This is a genomic window from Treponema sp. UBA7567 (assembly GCF_002476655.1).
GTDB lineage: Bacteria > Spirochaetota > Spirochaetia > Treponematales > Treponemataceae > Treponema_D.
In genome coordinates this window covers 1-704 of the sequence record NZ_DLLH01000079.1, presented here as the reverse complement: position 1 = coordinate 704, position 704 = coordinate 1, and the positions used below count along the sequence as shown (strand labels likewise).

1 protein-coding gene is annotated in these 704 nt (G+C 43.3%); it reads left to right on the top strand.

Translation table 11 applies throughout. The features are described from left to right. Nucleotides 1-443: 443 nt before the first annotated feature. Nucleotides 444-704: DUF436 family protein (locus B3Y13_RS09690; RefSeq protein WP_296694234.1), on the top strand; the 261-nt coding region annotated here is incomplete at its 3' end.

Here is a 704-nt window from a genome sequence, read left to right as displayed (position 1 = left end):
GAATTGCCATTGATGAAAAAACTGCTTTCAGATTTTTCCCGATTGCTGACCTTTTAGAAAAAACTCTTCGGGAGCATCCCGATTTCCAGTTTTGAAAAAATTCATGTTTCGGGAACTTCCCGATTGCCGTTTTTTGCTGGATTCACGTTTCGGGAAGCTCCCGATTGTTACTTTTACTTAATTTCGTGTTTCGGGAAAATCCCGAAGCCCGCCTGACGAAAATTCTACATTCGGAATTGTCCCGATTCATAAAAATGTTTTTTGCTTTCGGGAAAACAGAAAACATTCAAAAGGCAAATGCGGTAGCGCTAGAATCCCAGAATTTGTTTTGAAAACTCGCGATATAGCGACGGCGGATTGCCGCCGGACCGCCAATTTTTTATGGCATTTCGTTTTTTCTTGCGTTTCACACAGACTAAAAAACTCGCTATAATCTTCTTATTATGAATACGAACGAAATCAAAAATGCAGTGGCGGAAGATCTTGCGGAGATTTCATGCCAGACAGAAAAGATAATCACAAATCTGCTCGCTTCTCACCCGCAGAAAAAAGGCGCGGTTTTTGTAATAGGCTGCTCGACGAGCGAGGTTGCAGGCGGCTCTATCGGAAAGGATTCCAGCGCGGAAATCGGAAAAGCGATTTTTGAGACTGCAAATCGGATTTTGTCCGAAAAGGGAATTTTCCTTGCGTGCCAGTGCTGCGAG